Raw genomic sequence first — 18,797 nt, 5'->3', positions numbered from 1 at the left:
GACCACCCTGGACCGCGAAACCCGTGCCATCATGGCGGTTCAACGGCTCTGGCCCCCCACGAGGAGGAGACGTGAGCGAGCGAAGCTGTCTCGGTTGCGCGACCTGTCAGGAGTTCGCGTGACCGAGCCAGACGAGGCCCGTGAGCCCATCCGAGTGCTGATCGTCGACGATCACGAGTTGATCCGGCGCAGCCTCGCGTTGGCGCTGGCAGCGGAGGTGGACATCGAGGTGGTCGGTGAGGCCAGCGATGGCCAGGAGGCGGTCGAGATGGCCGACCGCCTCATGCCGGACGTCGCGCTGATGGACGTGCGCATGCCCAGGCAGGGCGGCATCGAGGCCACCAGAGGCATCAAGGCCTCGGTGCCGAGCACGCGGATCATCATGCTGACGGTGAGCGACGAGGAGGAGGACCTCTTCGAGGCGATCAAGGCGGGGGCCACCGGGTATCTGCTGAAGGACGTCCAGATCGACGAGGTGCCGGACGCTGTGCGGGGGGTGCATGAGGGGCAGTCGCTGATCAACCCGGCCATGGCGGCGAAGTTGATCACCGAGTTCGCCAACATGTCCCGCAAGGAGGCCGAACGGCCGCCGCAGCTTCCTGTGCCTCGGTTGACGGAGAGGGAGATGGAGGTGCTGCGGTTGGTGGCGAAGGGGATGAACAACCGGGAGATCGCCAAGCAGCTGTTCATCTCGGAGAACACGGTGAAGAACCACGTGCGGAACATCCTGGACAAGCTGCAGTTGCATTCGCGGATGGAGGCTGTGGTTTACGCGGTCCGAGAACGCATGCTGGAAATCACCTAACCCCGACCTCCCACCCTCCCCCAGGGTTTCTCCCTAGCACCCCCCTTCCGCCCACCCCCCAAACCGCACCCACCCGCCCTCCGCCCGCCCACCCCCGGTCCTGCTGTGGCTGGCCATCGCAGGCACTGCTCGTCCGTCGTCCCTGGGCGTCATTTCAGTGAGGTGGGGCCGGGTCGTGGCCCGCCCACAAGCGGCGATAGCCCACTCGCGCAGATCGACCTACGCGTTGTGCGGGTGGAGGCGTCGGTGCGGGAGATAGTGGAGTCATCGGCGCCGTGGGGTTGCCTTCACACGCAGAAGCCCAATACGGGGCGCGTGTGCCGACCGCCGCCAGCAGGCGTGCACGATCAAGGGGCCCCGCAGACGTGCGCTGCCGTGGCTACGGGATCGTTTCGAGGAGGGTTTTCAGCGTCGGGTCCGCGCGCTCCACGCGGACGGAGTCGCAGCCGACCCAAGCAGCCGCCGACCACAAAGCATCCCGCACAGCCTCAGCGGCCCCCGCAGCCGTCACCCCCTCCTCCAGCCCGATCTGCCGAGCCACGAACGTCGTCCCGTCCCGAGCCGGGTCCACCCGCCCGATCAACCGCCCCCCAGCCAGCACCGGCATCGTGAAATACCCGTGCACCCGCCGCTCCTTGGGCACATAGAGCTCCATCGTGTAAGAAAACCCGAACACCCGCTCAGTACGCCCCCGATGCCAGATCAGCGAGTCGAAGGGTGACACCAGCGTCGTCCGATGCCGCCCCTTCACCGGCGTCTCCAACGCGGCCGGATCCGCCCAAGCGTTGTGCGGGCTCTTACGCACCTCCGGCCACCCGGCCACCCGCACGGGCACCAGCCCCGCCGCCCCGCTCTCCAGCGCCGCGTCCACCAGCGCCGCGTACCGGTTGGTCACCCGCAGGAAATCCACCAGATCCCCCCGGGTCGCCACCCCGAGCGCCCGCCCGGCGATCCGCGTCAGCCGTACGATGCACTCCTCGTCAGTGAGCTCCTCAGCCAGATGCTCGGCAGGGATCGCGCGTTCCGCCAGGTCGTAGACGCGCCGCCACCCCACCCGTCGGGCGCAGACGAGCTCCCCGATGTCCAGCAGCCATTCCAGGCCGATCTTGGACGCCGACCAGTCCCACCAGGGCCCGCCGTTGCGCGCGCCGCCGACGTCGGCCGTGGTCACGGGGCCGCTGTCGCGGACCTGGTCGAGGAGCTTCTCCACCCCGTCGGGCACGGCGTGCCAGCGCTGCTTGCGCTCACGGAACGCGCGGCGACGGAAGGAATAGAGCGACCAGTGCTCGACCGGCAGGATGCACGCGGCGTGGCACCAGTATTCGAAGCTGTGCGCCGGGGAGTTCCAGTAGGCGGTCTCGACGTGGCGCCTGCCGACGGCGCCGAGCCGGGCGTAGGCGACCAGCTCGTGCGACCTGGCCAGCACGGAGACCGTGTCGAGCTGGACCGCGCCCAGCTTGCGCAGCATCGCGTGCGCGCCGCCCTTGCGCGCCTCTGCCCCGATGAAGCCCTGCGCGCCCAGGACGACCCTGCGGGCCTCGGCTGCCGAGAGGTCCGTTTCCACCATGCCGCGAATGCTAGCGACGCCGACCGACAGAACCGGAGGGCGACCGTACGGCCAAGCCGGGCGCGATTCTGTACGGCACCGCCGTACACAAAAGACGCCCTGCGCGAAAACCGCCCTGCGCAAGTGACGCCCCGTACGAGTGACGCCCCGTACGAGTGACGCCCTGTGCGGGTGACGCTCTGCGCGAACATCGCCGTGCGCGAAATCGGCGGCGGCCCGCCGTACGTGAAGAGCACGATGGGCACCGGCGGAGACCACCGGTGCCCATCGGGTGAAACAAGCCTGCTTAGCGGTGTTCCTCGGTCGTCATCCCAACCCGAGGAGCGTCGATGACCACGTCGGAGACGATGTCGAAGACCAGGGCGAGGATCCCGCCCACCACCACGATTCCCACGCCGACCCAGATCATCGCCGTGCTCGCGGCGGTCAGACCGACGCCACCCACGATGAAGCCGAGCAGCATGACGGTGACCGCGAGCCACGATGACGCACGTCCGCCGTGGCTGCCCAGGTTTGCCCCGTCCGCCATGGCCAATCCCTCCACTCTTTTCCCGCCTCGCCCTGTCAATGGTGCGAGATCGGTGTACATCGGCATACGCTCTGCCGAAAGCCCATTGTCCCAGAAGGGTCCAGCGGCCTGCTCGCCGAGTGGCTGTGTCTGGTAGCAGGACCGCCTACGATGGCAACGGGGAAGTATGTCTCGGCCTCTCCTCCTGGCGGCGCCGCCGGGGTAGACCTGCGAGGAGCTTTACATAAAGTGGCAGCCATTCTCGACAAGATCTTGCGTGCCGGCGAGGGTAAGACCCTCCGCAAGCTCAAGCGGATCGCCGACCAGGTCAACTCTATTGAGGACGACTTCAAGAGTCTGACCGACGCCGAACTGCGCGCGATGACCGATGAGTTCAAGCAGCGCCTCGCCGACGGCGAGACCCTCGACGATCTCCTTCCCGAAGCGTTCGCGACGGTCCGCGAGGCCGCCCGGCGCGTCCTCGGGCAGCGGCCCTTCGACGTCCAGATCATGGGCGGGGCCAACCTCCACATGGGCAACATCTCCGAGATGAAGACGGGTGAGGGCAAGACCCTGACCTGTACTCTGCCCACCTACCTCAACGCGCTGGCCGGCAAGGGCGTCCACGTCATCACGGTCAACGACTACCTGGTCCAGGTCGGCGCGGAGAACATGGGCCGCGTGCACCGCTTCCTCGGCCTCGAGGTCGGGATGATCCTGTCGGGGCAGAACCCCGACGAGCGGCGCAAGCAGTACGCGGCGGACATCACGTACGGCACGAACAACGAGTTCGGCTTCGACTACCTGCGCGACAACATGGCCTGGTCGCTCGAAGAGTGTGTGCAGCGCGGCCACAACTTCGCGATCGTGGACGAGGTCGACTCGATCCTCATCGACGAGGCCCGCACGCCGCTGATCATCTCCGGCCCCGGCGAGCAGTCCGGCAAGTGGTACGCCGAGTTCGCCAAGCTGGTTCCCCGCCTCCGCAAGGGCGTCGAGGCGAAGAACCCCGGCGAGGAGTCGACCGGCGACTACGTCGTCGACGAGAAGAAGCGCACGGTCGGCATCCTCGAGGCGGGCGTCGCCAAGGTGGAAGACTGGCTGGGCATCGACAACCTGTACAAGCCGGAGCACACCCACCTCGTCGGCTTCCTGAACAACGCCCTCAAGGCGAAGGAACTGTTCAAGAAGGACAAGGACTACATCGTCGCCGACGGCGAGGTCCTCATCGTCGACGAGTTCACCGGCCGCATCCTGCACGGCCGCCGCTACAACGAGGGCATGCACCAGGCCATCGAGGCCAAGGAGGGTGTGAAGATCAAGGACGAGAACCAGACTCTCGCCACGATCACCCTCCAGAACTACTTCCGCCTCTACGAGAAGCTGTCCGGCATGACCGGCACGGCGACCACCGAGGCCAACGAGTTCCACCAGACGTACAAGATCGGCGTCGTGCCCATCCCGACGAACCGGCCGATGATCCGCAAGGACCAGGCCGACCTGATCTACCGTACGGAGGACGCCAAGTTCGACGCGGTGGTCGAGGACATCAGGGAGCGCCACCTGCACGGCCAGCCCGTCCTGGTCGGCACCACGTCGGTGGAGAAGTCGGAACGGCTGTCCAAGGCGCTGAAGCGCCGGGGCGTCCCGCACGACGTGCTCAACGCCAAGAACCACTCGCGGGAAGCTGCGATCATCGCCGAGGCCGGCCGTAAGGGCGCCGTCACGGTCGCCACCAACATGGCCGGCCGAGGCACCGACATCCAGCTCGGCGGCAGCCCCGAGTTCCGCGCCGACATCGAGCTGCGCAACCGCGGCCTCGACCCGATCGAGACGCCGGAAGAGTACGAGAAGGCCTGGCCCGAGTCCCTGGAGAAGGCCCGCCAGGCGACGAAGGCCGAGCACGAGGAGGTCGTCGAGCTCGGCGGTCTCTACGTCCTCGGCACCGAGCGCCACGAGTCGCGCCGCATCGACAACCAGCTGCGCGGACGCGCCGGCCGCCAGGGCGACCCCGGCGAGTCGCGCTTCTACCTGTCGCTCGGCGACGACCTGATGCGCCTGTTCAACTCGCCGCGCGTCGAGGGGATCATGCTCCGCATGAACATCCCCGACGACCAGCCGATCGAGTCCGGCATCGTCACCAAGGCCGTCGCCTCCGCCCAGCACCAGGTCGAACAGCAGAACTTCGAGATCCGCAAGGACGTTCTGAAGTACGACGAGGTCATGAACCGGCAGCGCAAGGTCATCTACCGCGAGCGCCGCCAGGTGCTCGAGGGCGCCGACCTGCACGACCAGGTGCGCGGCTTCGTCGGCGAGGTCATCAGCGGCTACGTCGCCGGCGCCACCGCCGAGGGCTTCGCGGAGGAGTGGGACCTCGACAAGCTCTGGAAGGCCTTCGGCGAGCTCTTCCCGATCGCCATCACGGTCGACGGCCTCGTCAGCGAGGCGGGCAGCCGCGAGGAGCTCACCGCCGAGCTCATCACCACGCGGGTGACGGAAGACGCCCTTCGCGCCTACGACAAGCGCGAGGAGGAGCTCGGCTCCGAGGCCATGCGCGAGTTCGAGCGCCGGGTCATCCTGTCGGTGCTCGACCGCAAGTGGCGCGAGCACCTGTACGAGATGGACTACCTGCGCGAAGGCATCGGCATGCGGGCCTACGCGCAGAAGGACCCGCAGATCGAGTACCAGCGCGAGGGCTTCGAGATGTTCTCCGCGATGCTCGAGGGCATCAAGGAAGACTCGGTGGGCTTCCTCTTCAACATCGAGGTCGAGGTTCAGACGAACCCGATCGTCGAGGAGGAGGACGCGATGATGGCGGAGACGCGCAACATCATCGCGCGGGGGCTGCGTGGGCCTGAGCGTCCGGCTGAGCTGCAGTACACCGCTCCCGGCGAGGCGGGCGAGGTGGAGCACACGAGCGTACGGACCACGTCGGCGGAGCGTGCGGCTTACGGCAACGTCGAGCGTAATGCGCCTTGCCCTTGCGGGTCGGGCAAGAAGTACAAGCGCTGCCACGGCGACCCCAAGCACGTGGACGCCTAACCACGGCACAGCCAGAGGCCCCTGTATCCCCCTATTTCGGGATACAGGGGCCTTTTGCTGTACGGGAGGGCATGGGCCTTCGCTTGGTTGCGCGCTTCGCGCGAGTGGGCTTCGGGCTGGCCTTATTGGGGGGCCGAGCCCCCCAAGCCCCCCGCCGGGGGCAAGCCCCCGGACCCCCAACTACGCCCACCCGCCAGCCACCTCCCAGGCTGGCCCTCGGGAGCCCACCCAACAGCCCCGATGCCCATGGGCGATGGGCTGCTTGCACGGGACGCGGTTCAAGCCCACGCCGCCATTGGGTTCTCTGAGAGACAGGCAGCTGATTGGGCTTCTCGTTGGTCGTTGTCGTAGGGGTTGACCACACCCCCATCCGAGCGCACCATCAAGCAGAAGCCTGCAACATCCTGCAACCGCTAGGAGTGGCTGTGAAGATCACACGGATAGCGGTAGACCCCGATTCCCAGCCGCAAGGCTCGCCCACCCTCTACAAAACCGATCGTGGATCTTGGCTGGTCCAGGGATGGATCGTGGATGATCCCGAGGTCCTTGGCCTGATGAACATCCCGGCGCACGAAACGGTCGTAGAACTGCCCGACCGGATGGTGCCGTTCTTCTTCAGAGAGCAAGACGTCGACGAGCAGGGCCAATGAGCCTCGACTACGAGGAATTCAACGCGCTGTTCACCCAGTTCGAGCGAACCGCGATCCATCTGGAGATGCGAGACTCCTATGGAACCGCCATCGAACTTCCGCACATGGCCAAATGGGCCACGGGGGAGCCTGACGACCTGGCGTGGCTCCAGGACTGGTGTGACCTTGTCCGGGAAGGGACGCAAGCAGGTAAGTCGTTTCGGCGCGCCCACGTGATCGGGGAGCCGCTGAGCGACTATCAGCGGTGGTCCCACAGCATCATGCAACCCCACATCGACGCTGGTTCAGAAGTGCGTTGGGTTCCGCGGCGACTCGTTTCCTCCATCGCCTTTCCCGGCAACGACTTCTGGCTTTTCGACGACCGCTTGGTGGTGTTCCACAACTACGCGGGCAATGGCCAGATCATCGACTTCGTCACATCCACCGAACCGGCCGACCTACGGCTCTGCAAGGCCGCGTTCGATGCCGTATGGCCGCTGGGCATCCCGCACGAGCAGTACAAGCTCGACTGAGCCGATAAGTTCATCAAGTGCCCAGCTCAGCGCAACAGGCTCGGAGAGCCTTCGGTAACCGTCTCCGGGAAATCCGCTTGGACGCAGGTCTTTCAGGGCGGGAGTTGGCCGCTGCGATTGGCATCCATTTCACGAAGGTCAGCCGCGCAGAACACGGCAACCAGGTTCCCACCGATGGTGAGCTGCGAGCCTGGTGTGAGGTGTGCGGAGTAGCAGATCAAGCCGCTTCGCTCATCACTCAGGCGCGCGCGGCGGACTCCCTCTATCGCGAATGGCGCAAGCAGGCGCGTGCAGGCCTCCGGCGGCTCCAAGAGGACATCGGGCCTTTGTATGAGCGCACCCTGCTCTTCCGCGTTCATGAGCACTGGAGCATCCCTGGTCTGCTGCAAACCGCACGTTACTCCCTCGAGAGCATGGCCTATTGGGCCCAGCTTCTGGATCTTCCTGACGATCGTGAAGCAGCCACGGAAGCCCGCCTGGCCCGCCAGCGTGTGCTCCAAGACGGAAAGCACCGCTTCACGTTTCTGCTGGCAGAGCAGGCGTTAAGGACACGCGTCGGGTCGGTTGAGATCATGGCGGAGCAACTGGACCACGTTCTCGCCGCGATGTCCCTGCCGAACGTCTGGATCGGAATCATTCCTGCCGGTGCGGGCCTGGGCGCGCATACGCAAACGGCTTTCTGGATCTTCGATGATCAGCTGGTGAAGGTGGAAACGCTCACTGCTGCTCTCGATATCATCCGCGCCGAAGAGATACAGATTTACCTCGCGGTATTCGAGCAGATGCGGCGTGCTGCCGAGTTCGAGGAAGGCGCGCGACGTTTGATCATCCGAGCAAGAGATGAGTTGCTGCAATAGTCTGCAACACCCTGGAGTCCGGAGCGATCCTGGTCCTACCGTCGGGGCATGTATTCCGGGCAGCTAAGACCTAGTCCTCCCGACGCTGGTGTCTGGAGCGTTGGTGATCTTACGGCTGAGGAACTGGACGAGCGAGGTCCAGTGCCGGCAGACCCGCCGCCGGTCTTGTGGACGCGGGAGGCTGCTGATCTGGCCAGCCGAGAGACCTCCTCGTTTGGGCGGCTGCTGACGGTGTGCCTCTCGTCGGGGACTCGGCGTAGGGGGTCGACGTGACGACGTCGGACGCGACGCTGGTGCATCAGCCCCGGATCACGGTGCCTTACGTGGTCGCTTACAGCGGTGAGTTGGTGGAGGATCCGATCTGTTTCGTGGCGGGTCGCTCGGGCGGCGTCAAGCTCAGCTATCAGGCGGCCAAGCCGGGCGATTGGGTGGACGGCGTGTTGCGCGCCCGCGTTCGCACTAACCACAAGGGCCAGCCGCAGTGGCGCAGGTTGAACACTCGTCGTCAGTGGCTGTGCATGGCCAGGTTGTGGTGTCAGGTGTGTGGCAAGCCCGCCAGGGATAGCCAAGGCCGGTATCCGTGGATCATGACGGAGAAGGTGTTTCGGTGGGATGAGGAGCAGCCGGGCGCGATCATCACCAACGCCCCGCCCACCTGCTGGGCCTGCATCCCGGACGCGCTGGGCTCCTGCCCGCAGCTCGAAGACGCCTCCACCACGGTCTTCTCAGCGGGCGGTGCTGTCCCGGTTGGTGTGCTGGGCGATGTCTATCGGCCGTGGGTCGCCGGGGTGCGGCGGAATGTGGAGGTGCGGTTCACCGACACCTCCCTACTGCCCTACACGCTGGCCCATCAGCTCATCGTCAGGGTCTTCGACCTGCGACCGGCCGCGCCGATCACCGAGTTCGCGGCCTGACGTCCCACCCCGATCCAGCGAAAAGAGAGGATGTCTGCCCCATGACGCCAACGACGGGCCTGCGGACCGGTGTCGGGCTTCTGGAAGATCCCCGTCACCCCGGTGACGTTCAGGCTGCTGAGCGGTTGTTTGAGCGGATCGTGGCCCGCATCGTCAGCACGCACGACCTTGCCCTCCTGACGGCGCGCAGGGCGCTGGACCAGGCTCTGATCTTCGTGACCGTCGCCGCCCGGAACCCCTCACGCGCACTGTCGCCCTCAGCGCCGGTAGATGCGGCCTGGGACACCTTCTTCCTGTACAGCGTGGAGTATCACCACCACTGTCAGCGCTACGGCAGCTTCGTGCATCACACCCCCAACGACAACCCCGAGATCCTCCTGTCCACGCGACGCATCTACACCGTGGGCGAGACCGCCGAGGTGCTGCGCTCAGAAGGGTTTCGTGTCCTGGACGACCTGTGGCCCCACGACGCACCGGCCACCTCCAAGGCCAACTGCACCAACTGCTACGTCGGCGACCACGAAGGCGACGGCGGCCCGTAGCCCTCTGACACTCACCGGGCGGGGCGAGGATGTGCGGCGGTGTGAGGCGCCGTCAAGGAACCACGGCTGGCGGCTGGCGACCGGGACTGGCCGCCAGCCGTGAGACCCCCTTGGGTTGCCCGGCCCTCGGGAAGGCGGAGGACCTGTACGCCATGAATCGGGTGGCGGGTTCTTCAGGGGTGTGGACAGGGTGGATCTCATGGCGCGGATCGCTGGGATGACCCTGCGTGAGCGCTGGGCTGACTGGGGCGTGCAGCCTTCACCAGTGAGAGCAGGAGCCATGTTTCGGTCTGGGAGAACGCCTAGCGGGTGACGGCTGTCTCCCAGGTCAGGCGGGACAGCTTTTCGGGGTTGCGTACGACGTACAGCCCTGTGACCAGGCCGGACTCGATGCGCATCGCCACCACGCCCTCGATCTCCCCGCCGAGTCTCACGATCAGTGCCGGGCTGCCGTTGACCTGCGCTGCTTCCAGCGACAGGTCCGCACCCGACCGGACTGCGGTGGAGGCGAAGAATCCGGCCACGTTCGTGGCCCCCATGATGGGCTGGAGTTGCGCCTGCCTGACGCCGCCGCCGTCGGTCAACGCCACCACGTCCGGGGCCAGTACGTCGAGCAGGCTCTGCAGGTCTCCCGTCTGGATCGCCCGCTGGAAGGCCGCGAGCGCTCCCCGCGTCTCGGCCGAGGAAACCACGTCCCGTGGGCGACGTTCTGCGACGTGTGCCCGTGCTCGGTGGGCGATCTGCCGGACCGCTGCAGGGCTCTTGTCGACGGCTTCCGCGATCTCGTCGTACGACAGGTCGAACACCTCGCGCAGCACGAACACCGCTCGCTCGGTGGGTGTCAGCGTCTCCAGGACGAGCAGCATCGCCATCGAGATACTGTCCGCCAGCGCGACGTCGTCGGCGACGTCTGGGGCGGTCAGCAGTGGCTCCGGCAGCCAGGGGCCGACATAGGACTCCTTGCGCCGCTTCAGCGTGCGCATGCGGGTGAGGGCCTGGCGGGTGGTGATCCGTACCAGGTAGGCGCGTTGGTCGCGGACCGTGTCGAGATCCACGTCGGCCCATCGGAGCCAGGTCTCCTGGAGAGCGTCCTCGGCGTCGGCGGCTGAGCCGAGCATCTCGTAGGCGACGGTGAAGAGCAGGTTGCGGTGCGCGACGAACGCTTCGGTGGCGGGGTCCGGGCGGACGTCATCGGTCGTGGTCGGCATGAGGGCTCCTTCAGTGGGTCGCCCATATGACGCCGGGCCCCATCGTTTTGTGACATGACGGGCTGTTGGTGGAGGCGAAGGGCTGGCGCTCACAGCAACTGACCCTTGTGGCTCGCGCGGGGGATCGGGGCCTTGGGAGCCGATGACATGAGGTCGTCCCTGTCGAAGAAAGGGACCGCGACCGGGAAGGGCCCAAGCGCGGAGGGGCCAGGGCTATGCGGCGGATATGGCCCGATGGAGGGGAGGGGGCGAGGGCGGAAGAGGCCGGGGTTGCGTGGCGGTCATGGCCTAGTGGGAAGGGGGCCGTGGCCTGGAGGGGCTGAGGGGGGACGGGCACGGGTCGGTGGGTGGAGAGTGGGTGGCGATCGGGCATTAGATGGCGGCGAAGCTGGGCAGGTCCTGCGCCTACCTTCACGGTGTCACTCACCACCGCGAACCCGTAGGAGCCCGCCATGAACCGCACCTCAGCCGCCCTCGCCCTGACCCTCGTCCTCGGCGGCGGTGTGGCGTTGACTGCCGCGCCCGTCCACGCCGCGACCTGCGCCACGCTCGGGCACGCCTACTTCATCTACCCCGTCTCCGGCTTCAACTACATGTCCGGATTCGAGAACGACCAGCGCTACGGCGTCGCCACGATCACCGCCCGCCGGGGCGACGGGTTCGAGCTGGGCGGCAACGGCATCGACCCGCTGAGCAGGATCACCTTCCGTGCCGCCTCCTCCGGCGGCATGTTCGCCGGCAGCAACCGCGCCGACAGCAGCCTCGCCAGGTCCAACTGCGTCGTCAACCAGACCAGCAACCGCTACACCATCGGCAACGTCCCCAACGGCACCTACACCATCACCGCCGAGTACACCGGCGGCAACACCGGCAAGTTCGTGTTCGGCGAGCCGGTGGTCAAGGTCAAGATCGTGGGGTGAGTAGCCCACGCACCCACGCGGGGTCGGGGTTCACATGGGGACGGCCCGCGACCACGACGGTCGGCACCGTCTCGTCACCCCCGTTGACCGACCGCACCACCTCCGCGCCGGCCGGGTCGCTCCAGATGTTCACCCAGTGCAGCCGCCCGGCCCCGGCCCCCAGCCGGAACCGCAGCCGCAGGCAGTACTTGCACCCCGCCCGCCAATAGACGACCGGCAGCCCGTCCACGGCACTGAGCCGCTGCGCCTCCGCCGCACTGACCGACCGGGGGAACGCCAGCGGCGAGTTCACCCCGGCCAGCAGGACGAACCCCAGCAGCAGTACGGCACCGCCGACGGGAGACCCCCTGACCACCAGGGAGATCGCCAGGAGCAACCCGCTGACCACAAGCAGGACAGGCAGTACCCAAGCACGCATCACGCCGCACAACGCTACCGGCGCCCCGATCGCCCAGCGCCCTCGGCACCAGCGTCCCGGCAGCCGCACTGCGGATGGGAAGGATCTGCTGACCGCAGCAACGACTGCAGCCACCGCGAGGACGATCGCTTCCTGGCGTTCCCGTTCAGAGGGCGGGCGGGCGAAGCGCCGTGACACTTCGACGGGGGTCGAAGGAGTTCGTTCCTAGGCTGGCCGGGACAGAGGACGTCAGGTCTAGGAGAGATCAAGATGGCTGAAGAGATTCCCGGTACGGACGACCGTTCGCCCGCCGCCGTAGTGACCGGCATGGTCGATCACGTGCTCAACCTCGCCCCCACCTGGGTGCACTGGGACGGCCAGCCGCGCCACGTCGACGACCGCGTCTACACCCCGCACAAGGCCATCCGCCGCGTGGCCGACCATCTGGTCGATCACCTGGCCGAGGTCGAGGCGCGGCTGGCCGGGCGGGAGCCGTACGAGGATCGTTGGCACGCCTCGATGATCACGACAGAGGCGGACCTGGCGCCGTTCACCGAGCTGGATGTGGACGAGGCACGCAGCCGGTTGACGCGCCTGGCGCAGATCTGGGCGGTACGGCTCGACGCCCTGACCGAGGACGAGCTCGATCGCTCGCCCGGCGCGGGGTGGTCCGTACGGCAGATCGCTTTCCATCTCGAAGGGTCGGTGTATTACGCGGACTCGGTTGGTGATCTATCCAGCCGCATCGTCGGCGCATAGCGGAAGTATTCGTCCGTGCCTCCAGTCTGGTCTCACGCAGGAAAGAGGCGGGTCTCCAATGGGTCAGGAATGGAGAAGCGCCCGCCATCGCGCCGCATCTAGCGTGAAAAACGTCAACGCGGAAAGACCGGAGGCAAGCAGATGGCACAGGATCAGAAGCGTCGAAGCGGGCACAGCGCGTTCTCGCGGTGGATGCAGCATCGGATGAACTCCCGGCTGAACCGCAAGATCCGCCGCGGCCACGGCCAGTTCATGGGCATGGAGGTGCTGATCCTCAACACCGTGGGACGCCGGAGCGGGCAGCCGCGCGAGACGCCGGTGGCGTGGTTCGGCGACGGGAAGGACGGCTGGCTGGTCGTCGCGTCCGGCGGCACCACCACGCACCCGGACTGGCACCTCAACCTCATGGGCAGCCCCGACCGCGCGACCGTCGAGCTGCCGGGGAAGGAGGCCGTGCCGGTCACGCCGCACGTGCTCGAAGGCGCCGAGCGCGAGGAGGCGTGGAAGGTCATCACCGCCGCTTCACCCCGTTACGCGAAGTACCAGGGCAAGTCCGACCGGGAGTACCCGGTCGTACGGCTCACCGCCCGCGCTTGACCTACCAAGGAGTACCCATGGACATCGCAGTCATCGGCACGGGAAACGTCGGCAGGACCCTGGGCAAGGCGCTCGCCGCGGCCGGACACGACGTCCGCTACGGATCGCGCACGCCGGAGAAGTCAGTGCACGAGGCGCTGGACGGTGCTGAAGTCGTGATCGTCGCCATTCCCGGCGAAGTGGTCGCGGACTTCGCCCGTGACCACGCAGGACAGCTCGACGGCAAGGTCGTCATCGACACCGCGAACAAGTTCGGCGACGGTCCTGGACACAGCGCCGCCGACTTCGCCGCCCTGGCGCCCGGGGCCCGTTATGCCCGCGCCTTCAACGCGCTCGGCTGGGAGAACTTCGCCGAACCCGTCTTCGACGGGGTCGTGGCCGACCTCTTCTACTCCGCCGACGCCGACGACCGCGAGACGGTCGAACAGGTCATCACCGCAGTCGGGCTCAACCCCGTCTACCTGGGACCCGGGCAGCACGACCTGCTCGACCAGCTCATGACGTTGTGGTTCACCCTCGCCCTGGGCCAGGGCCGCGGCAGGCACCTCGCCTTCAAGGTCCTCTGACCCCGGAAACCGCCGAGGTCCTTCTGCCAGGTGCTCCCAGAGCTCCTGACAGAAGGACCTCTCATCTCGGGTGTGGAGAGAGCGGTCAGGCGGTTTCGAAGTCGGTGCACAGCCACTGGACGCCGCGGCGCTCCAGCCGGAGCGCCAGGACGTGGCTGCGCTCCCCGCAGTGGATCAGCAGGCACATCTCGATCGCCCCGTCCCTGGGCTCCTTGACGTGGGGGAGCCCGGCGAACGGCCCGCGCTTGGCGTCGATCATGCGCCCGGCGCGGAGGAGCTCGCGGTAGGCCTGCTCGGTGAGCCGGTCGGCGACGCTCTCCGGGGGACGCCGACCGGCGAGTACCTCGGCGAGCGCCTGCCCGAGCGACCGCAGCCGCCGTTCGTCGGGAATCGCCCCTGGCGCACCCCAGACCAGCGGCTGCGGAGGGTCGATGGCGAGCGCCAGCGACCCCTGGACGTGCGGACGCGCCGGGGTGGGGCCGCGGTCGTCGTCGTAGGGCGGCTCAGGTGCGGGGACGACGGAGATGTGCGGAAGTCGGGGGGACATTCTGGCCTCCTGTACCGAAGGAAATGCGGTCGGTACTAGGAGTTTTCGGCCCCCCTGAGAAATACATCAGCCACCAACTTTCCGTCCTGAGGCAGGCCTTCGCCCGCATTGATGGTGAAAGGCCGGCGGAAGTTGGAGTGGGCAAACCAGACACGGTTTGGCGTTACAGTCCATTTCCCAAGATCCCCTGACCGCCCCGAATGATTCTTTCCGGTCCTGATACCTCCTTCCTGATGATCACTAATGCGGGGTCAGGCCGCGAAGCCGCCGTCGACGGCGATCGCGGTGCCGGTGATGTAGCGGCCGCCGTCCCCTGCGAGATGGGAGACGGTCGCCGCGATGTCCTCGGCCGTGCCGTACCGCCCGAGGGTGGTGACGGCGCTGAAGAACCCGGCGGCGGGCCCGTCGGCGGGGTTCATGTCGGTGTCGATCAGGCCGCCGAGGATCAGCGTGGCGTTGATCCCCCGTGGGCCGAGGTCACGGGCCAGGCCCTTGGTGAGGCCGGTCAGCGCCGACTTGCACATCGCGTACAGCGTCATGCCCTCAGCGGGGACCCGTTCGGTGAGAGCGCTGCCGATGGTGATGATCCGTCCGCCCTCGGGCAGGTGCCGTGCGGCGGCCTGGGAGGCGAGGAACACCGCCCGGACGTCGACGGCGAGGATCCGTTCCAGCTCCTCCAGGGTGATCTGCTCCAGCGGCCCGCCGGTGAAGATCCCCGCGTTGTTGACGAGGATGTCGATACGGCCCAGCCCCCGTACCGTCTCCTCGACCGCCCCGACGGCGGCCTGCGGATCGGCGTTGTCGGCCTTGAGCACCAGCGCCCGGCCGCCGTCCGCCTCGATCCGCTTCGCGACCGCCTCCGCCTTGTCCACGGCGCTGGCGTAGGTGAGCGCCACGTCCGCGCCGTCGGCGGCCAGCCGCTGGGCGATCGCCGCGCCGATCCCTCGGCTGCCGCCCGTCACCAGGGCCACCTTGCCCGCTAGCCGGCCCATCAGGTGGCCGGGCAGTCGTGGTAGGCCTCGATGAGCCACCGTCCGGTACGTCGGGACAGGACCCATGTCGCCATGGACCACCGATCGGCCGGAGGTTCCGTCTCGCCGGGGAACAGAGTGCTGCTCCTGCTGATCACGACGGCGGTGTCGTCGCCCAGCGACCGCACGTTCCGCACCAGGTGCCGCCGTCGCGAACCCTTGAGCGGCCCGTCGAACGCGACGCCCATGCTGGCCTGGATCTCCGCCCTGTTCCGCAGGTGGAACCCGGGAAGGATCGCGGTCCCCTCCTCCGCGTAGTGCCCGGCGAACGCCACCGCGTCGTTGTCCGCCCACGCTCTCGTCACCGCCTCGACCACGGTGCCCACGTCGTCAGTCATGTCGTCCTCCTCGATGTCGTGATGCGTCGTCTATACGTCGCGGCACGAACACCTCTTTGGACAGGGACTCCAGCCGCCGTTCGAGTTCGGCGCGTTCGACGGGGTTGGCGCTGAGCTCGATCGCCCGCCGGTAGGCCCCTTCCGCTCCCGGCCGGTCGCCTGACCGCCTGCGGAGTTCGGCGTGCGCGGCGTGCAGCGGCTGGTAACTCTCCAGGGCGGGATCGGCCAGCAACGGCTCAAGGAGCTCCAGACCGGCATCTGCCCCGTGGGCGAACCCGACGGCCGCGGCGCGGTTGACCTCCACCACCGGTGACGGGCTGAGGTCCGCGAGAGCGCGGTAGAGCTCCGCGATCCCGGCCCAGTCGGGTTCCGGCGTCCGCAGGTGCAGGGCGGTGATCGCCGCCTGCAGCTGGTACTGGCCAGGACGGTTCGCCCGCGCGAGGGCGCGCAGTCCCTCGCTGATCCGCTCGCGGTCCCAGAGCTCGCGGTCCTGCTCCTCCAGGGCGACGTAGTCGCCGCGCGCGTCCACCCGGGCGGCGCGGCGCGCGTCGTGCAGCAACATCAGCGCCAGCAGCCCCTGCACCTCGGTGTCGCCGGGCATCAGCTCGCCCAGCAGCCGTCCGAGGCGGATCGCCTCCCCGCACAGGTCGGCGCGGACCAGGTGCTCGCCCCCGCTGGCCGAGTAACCCTCGTTGAAGATCAGGTACACGACGCGGAGAACGCCGCGCAGCCGGGCCGGGAGCTCCTCGTCGGACGGCACGCGGTAGCGGATGTGCGCGTCGGCGATCTTGCGCTTGGCCCGGACGATCCGCTTGCCCATCGTGGGCTTGGCGACGAGGAAGGCGCGCGCGATCTCGGTCGTGGTCAGGCCGCCGAGCGTGCGCAGGGTGAGGGCCACCTGGGCGGACACGTCCAGCGCCGGATGGCAGCAGGTGAAGATCAGCCGTAACCGGTCCTCTTCCATCGCGGGCTGCTCCTGATGCGTGAGCCGGGCGAGCCGCTCGGCCCGGTCGGCGATCGACTTGTCGCGGCGCAGGCGGTCGACGGCCCGCCGCCGGGCGGCGACCGTGATCCACGCCCCCGGCCGGTCGGGAACGCCGTCGCGCCGCCAGGCGGTGAGGGCCGCGGCGAACGCGTCCTGCACGGCGTCCTCGGCGAGCTGGAAGTCACCGACCTGCCGGATGAGCGTCGCCAGCACGGCCGCCCGCTCCTCGCGGAACACGGTGCTCAGGGCTGCCGCGGCGGGATCGTTCATGTCCGCCCGGGCAGCTCACCCATGACCGGACGGACCTCGACGGAGCCGTGGCGCGCCGTCGGCAGCCGCGCCGCGTGCCTCAGCGCCTCGTCGAGGTCGACGCAGTCCAGGAGGTAGTAGCCGGCGAGGACCTCCTTGGTCATCGCGAACGGCCCGTCGGTGAGCTCCGTCCCGCCGTCGCGCACCCGCACGGTGGTGGCGCTGGCGACCGGATGGAGGGGGCTGTTGGCGACGAGCACCCCGGCCTCGCGCAGGCTCTCGGTCACCTCCAGCCAGAGTGGCAGCTCCGCCCACCGGTCCCGGTCATCGTCGGCGTCAGGCGCGTACAACAGCAGCATGTATTCGGGCACCGTGCCTCCTCGACTCCACTACCTGTCCGACGCACCGGCACCGGCGATTTGGACAGTGTGGGGAGACAGAATTAGGCGGTGGGAGCGTCCTCGTCGGGTTCGCGACCGGGGGTCATGATGTTGAGCTTGCGGATGAGGAAGCTGAAGATCACATAGTAGAGGGCGAAATAGCCGATGCCGATCAGGATGATCAGCGGCAGGCCCCAGGTGTTGGACTTGCTCGCGTTCAGCAGCATGTCGATCCCGCCCGCGGAGAAGCTGAAGCCCAGCCGCGTGTCCAGGAACGCGAGGAGCGCCATCGACACCCCGGTGAGCAATGCGTGCACGATGAACAGCACCGGCGCCACGAAGATGAACGCGAACTCCACCGGCTCCGTGATCCCGGTGACGAACGCCGTGAGCGCGCCGCCGATCATGATGGAGCCCACCGCGGCCCGCTTGTGTTTGGGGGCCGCGCGCCAGATGGCCAGCGCGGCTGCCGGGATGGCGAACATCAGCACGGGGAAGAAGCCGGTCATGAAGATGCCGGAGCCTTGGTTGCCGATCGCGTAGCACTTGAGGTCGCCTGCCGCGCGCACGCCGTCGACCGTGCACTCGGGGATCACGGTCCACACGATCGAGTTGATGAAGTGGTGCAGGCCGAGCGGGATCAGGAAACGGTTGGCCACGCCGTACACGCCTGCGCCGAGCACCGAGTTGGTGGCCAGCCAGTCGCCGAAGCGGGTCAGCCCCTCGCCGATGGGCGGCCAGATGAGGCCGATGACCACACCGATGATCATCGCGGTCGCCGCGGTGACGATGGGGACGAAGCGCCGACCCCCGAAGAAGGCCAGCCAGGAGGGAAGCTTGATCCGGTAGAACCGTTGCCAGAGCAACGCGGCCGTCAGCCCGATGAGGATGCCGCCCAGCACGCCGGTGGGCTGGGCTCCGGCGGCCTGGTTGATGACCGTGCTGCCGTCCTGCAGGGTCAGCGTCACCTTCGCCTTGATCGCTTCGCTGCTCGACGAGAAGAACATGTGCCGCGCCACCTGGTCGAACACCAGGTAGCCGACAAGGGCGGCGAGGGCGGTGGAGCCGTCGGACTTCTTGGCGAATCCGATGGCGACGCCGATCGCGAACAGGATCGGGAGGTTGTCGAACAGGGCACCGCCCGCAGCGGCGAAGACCTCGGCGACGTTCGCCGACCAGGCGAATCCCGGCACGTCTGCCAGACCGCCCGGGGCGGGTCCGTTCGAGCCCAACATGTCGTTCTGGCCGAAGCGGAGCAGCAGGCCCGCGGCGGGGAGCACCGCGATGGGCATCATGAGGGAGCGCCCGATGCGTTGCAGCACGGCGAAGGCCGAAGAACCGAAGCCCGGCCCGTTCGCGACGGTCGATGCGCTCATCCCACTGTCCCCCCGACATCATGATCGGGGGATGCCCGGTATCTACC

Annotated in this window: 21 protein-coding genes; 11 read left to right on the top strand and 10 right to left on the bottom strand. The window is 67.8% G+C overall.

The window, feature by feature from the left end:
- Positions 1–118: 118 nt before the first annotated feature.
- Entirely contained in the window at positions 119–805 is a 687-nt protein-coding gene (locus ACIBG8_RS22950; protein ID WP_397344940.1) for a response regulator, read from the top strand.
- A gap of 379 nt (positions 806–1,184) precedes the next feature.
- Here the strand turns inward: ACIBG8_RS22950 and ACIBG8_RS22945 are convergent, their stop codons facing one another.
- Together ACIBG8_RS22945 and ACIBG8_RS22940 are read right to left on the bottom strand one after the other, a co-directional pair.
- Positions 1,185–2,372 (bottom strand): winged helix-turn-helix domain-containing protein, encoded by a 1,188-nt coding sequence (locus tag ACIBG8_RS22945; protein WP_397344939.1) that lies wholly within the window; start codon positions 2,370–2,372, stop codon positions 1,185–1,187.
- A 286-nt stretch (positions 2,373–2,658) separates the two neighbouring features.
- Positions 2,659–2,901 (bottom strand): HGxxPAAW family protein, encoded by a 243-nt coding sequence (locus ACIBG8_RS22940; protein WP_397344937.1) that lies wholly within the window; start codon positions 2,899–2,901, stop codon positions 2,659–2,661.
- 228 nt (positions 2,902–3,129) lie between these two features.
- Between ACIBG8_RS22940 and secA the strand changes: the two genes are divergently transcribed.
- The 6 genes from secA (at position 3,130) to ACIBG8_RS22910 (ending at position 9,397) form a co-directional block, all read left to right on the top strand.
- Positions 3,130–5,922, top strand: a complete 2,793-nt coding sequence (secA, locus tag ACIBG8_RS22935) for a preprotein translocase subunit SecA (RefSeq protein WP_397344936.1) — start codon at positions 3,130–3,132, stop codon at positions 5,920–5,922.
- A 425-nt stretch (positions 5,923–6,347) separates the two neighbouring features.
- Positions 6,348–6,572: a hypothetical protein gene (locus ACIBG8_RS22930; protein ID WP_397344935.1), complete on the top strand. Its 225-nt coding sequence runs from the start codon at positions 6,348–6,350 to the stop codon at positions 6,570–6,572.
- The gene (locus tag ACIBG8_RS22925) at positions 6,569–7,084 is read left to right on the top strand and encodes a DUF6879 family protein (protein ID WP_397344933.1); all 516 of its coding nucleotides are present in this window, start codon (positions 6,569–6,571) and stop codon (positions 7,082–7,084) included. The genes ACIBG8_RS22930 and ACIBG8_RS22925 overlap by 4 nt, the downstream gene beginning before the upstream one ends.
- 17 nt (positions 7,085–7,101) lie before the next feature.
- Positions 7,102–7,941, top strand: a complete 840-nt coding sequence (locus tag ACIBG8_RS22920; protein WP_397344931.1) for a helix-turn-helix domain-containing protein — start codon at positions 7,102–7,104, stop codon at positions 7,939–7,941.
- A 269-nt stretch (positions 7,942–8,210) separates the two neighbouring features.
- Positions 8,211–8,855 (top strand): hypothetical protein, encoded by a 645-nt coding sequence (locus ACIBG8_RS22915; protein WP_397344929.1) that lies wholly within the window; start codon positions 8,211–8,213, stop codon positions 8,853–8,855.
- 41 nt (positions 8,856–8,896) lie between these two features.
- Positions 8,897–9,397: a hypothetical protein gene (locus ACIBG8_RS22910; RefSeq protein WP_397344928.1), complete on the top strand. Its 501-nt coding sequence runs from the start codon at positions 8,897–8,899 to the stop codon at positions 9,395–9,397.
- 302 nt (positions 9,398–9,699) lie between these two features.
- On the opposite strand, the gene ACIBG8_RS22905 is transcribed toward ACIBG8_RS22910, so the two are convergent.
- Positions 9,700–10,605: an RNA polymerase sigma-70 factor gene (locus ACIBG8_RS22905; RefSeq protein WP_397344926.1), complete on the bottom strand. Its 906-nt coding sequence runs from the start codon at positions 10,603–10,605 to the stop codon at positions 9,700–9,702.
- Between the two features lie 452 nt (positions 10,606–11,057).
- Between ACIBG8_RS22905 and ACIBG8_RS22900 the strand changes: the two genes are divergently transcribed.
- The gene (locus ACIBG8_RS22900) at positions 11,058–11,525 is read left to right on the top strand and encodes a hypothetical protein (RefSeq protein WP_397344925.1); all 468 of its coding nucleotides are present in this window, start codon (positions 11,058–11,060) and stop codon (positions 11,523–11,525) included.
- Here the strand turns inward: ACIBG8_RS22900 and ACIBG8_RS22895 are convergent.
- Positions 11,509–11,946 (bottom strand): glutaredoxin domain-containing protein, encoded by a 438-nt coding sequence (locus ACIBG8_RS22895; RefSeq protein WP_397344924.1) that lies wholly within the window; start codon positions 11,944–11,946, stop codon positions 11,509–11,511. The genes ACIBG8_RS22900 and ACIBG8_RS22895 overlap by 17 nt on opposite strands.
- 246 nt (positions 11,947–12,192) lie before the next feature.
- On the opposite strand from ACIBG8_RS22895, the gene ACIBG8_RS22890 reads away from it, so the two are divergent.
- The 3 genes from ACIBG8_RS22890 (at position 12,193) to ACIBG8_RS22880 (ending at position 13,844) form a co-directional block, all read left to right on the top strand.
- The gene (locus ACIBG8_RS22890) at positions 12,193–12,681 is read left to right on the top strand and encodes a hypothetical protein (RefSeq protein ID WP_397344923.1); all 489 of its coding nucleotides are present in this window, start codon (positions 12,193–12,195) and stop codon (positions 12,679–12,681) included.
- Positions 12,682–12,885: 204 nt separating this feature from the next.
- A complete protein-coding gene (locus ACIBG8_RS22885; RefSeq protein WP_397344922.1) occupies positions 12,886–13,278 on the top strand; it encodes a nitroreductase/quinone reductase family protein in 393 nt (130 codons plus the stop codon).
- A 17-nt stretch (positions 13,279–13,295) separates the two neighbouring features.
- Positions 13,296–13,844 (top strand): NADPH-dependent F420 reductase, encoded by a 549-nt coding sequence (locus tag ACIBG8_RS22880; RefSeq protein WP_397344921.1) that lies wholly within the window; start codon positions 13,296–13,298, stop codon positions 13,842–13,844.
- An 85-nt stretch (positions 13,845–13,929) separates the two neighbouring features.
- Here the strand turns inward: ACIBG8_RS22880 and ACIBG8_RS22875 are convergent, their stop codons facing one another.
- The 6 genes from ACIBG8_RS22875 to ACIBG8_RS22850 form a co-directional block, all read right to left on the bottom strand.
- Complete coding sequence (locus tag ACIBG8_RS22875; RefSeq protein WP_397344920.1) at positions 13,930–14,391, bottom strand: Rv3235 family protein; 462 nt, start codon at positions 14,389–14,391, stop codon at positions 13,930–13,932.
- 251 nt (positions 14,392–14,642) lie between these two features.
- A complete protein-coding gene (locus ACIBG8_RS22870; protein ID WP_397344919.1) occupies positions 14,643–15,383 on the bottom strand; it encodes an SDR family NAD(P)-dependent oxidoreductase in 741 nt (246 codons plus the stop codon).
- Positions 15,383–15,760 (bottom strand): SgcJ/EcaC family oxidoreductase, encoded by a 378-nt coding sequence (locus ACIBG8_RS22865; RefSeq protein WP_397344918.1) that lies wholly within the window; start codon positions 15,758–15,760, stop codon positions 15,383–15,385. The genes ACIBG8_RS22870 and ACIBG8_RS22865 overlap by 1 nt, the downstream gene beginning before the upstream one ends.
- Positions 15,753–17,015 carry an RNA polymerase sigma factor gene (locus ACIBG8_RS22860; RefSeq protein ID WP_397344917.1) on the bottom strand — a complete coding sequence of 421 codons (1,263 nt, stop codon included), beginning with the start codon at positions 17,013–17,015 and terminating at the stop codon, positions 15,753–15,755. Before ACIBG8_RS22860 ends, ACIBG8_RS22865 begins: the two co-directional genes overlap by 8 nt.
- Positions 17,012–17,365, bottom strand: coding sequence for a YciI family protein (locus tag ACIBG8_RS22855; RefSeq protein WP_397344916.1), 354 nt, complete (start codon positions 17,363–17,365; stop codon positions 17,012–17,014). Before ACIBG8_RS22855 ends, ACIBG8_RS22860 begins: the two co-directional genes overlap by 4 nt.
- Before the next feature lie 71 nt (positions 17,366–17,436).
- Positions 17,437–18,750: a PTS transporter subunit EIIC gene (locus ACIBG8_RS22850; RefSeq protein ID WP_397344915.1), complete on the bottom strand. Its 1,314-nt coding sequence runs from the start codon at positions 18,748–18,750 to the stop codon at positions 17,437–17,439.
- Positions 18,751–18,797 lie beyond the last annotated feature (47 nt).

The organism is Nonomuraea sp. NPDC050556 (assembly GCF_044457355.1).
In the GTDB taxonomy this organism is placed as follows: Bacteria; Actinomycetota; Actinomycetes; order Streptosporangiales; family Streptosporangiaceae; genus Nonomuraea.
This window is presented reverse-complemented; position numbering and strand designations above follow the sequence as displayed.